Origin of the sequence: Streptomyces sp. 4F14 (assembly GCF_048159485.1) — a bacterium.
Lineage (GTDB): Bacteria > Actinomycetota > Actinomycetes > Streptomycetales > Streptomycetaceae > Streptomyces.
Window position 1 is genome coordinate 1 of record NZ_JBLRVY010000458.1, and the last position, 303, is coordinate 303.

1 protein-coding gene is annotated in these 303 nt (G+C 67.7%); it reads left to right on the top strand.

Annotation, left to right across the window (positions count from 1 at the left end; translation table 11 throughout):
* Positions 1 to 303: HNH endonuclease signature motif containing protein (locus ACLZOT_RS51580; RefSeq protein ID WP_416976188.1), on the top strand; the 303-nt coding region annotated here is incomplete at both ends.

Here is a 303-nt window from a genome sequence, read left to right on the forward strand (position 1 = left end):
CGCGGCGAGCCGCGCCGCCCGCGCACCCCTGAGGCCCTACTCGTCGAGCAGGCTCACGCAGCGCCCCGACGCATCCACAGTGATCGTCTCAGGTGGGCGATGACGGCCTCGGAAGTGCTGGAGCGGTGTGCAATCTGCGGCATGGAAGCGGTCTGGCGGGGCCATCCGCTGCCTCTGGAGGTCGACCACATCGACGGCAACTGGCGAGACAACCGCATCAAGAACTTGCGGTTCCTCTGTCCCAACTGCCATTCGACGACTGACAATTATCGGGGGCGGGCCAAGCGACGCGGCGGGGGTGGC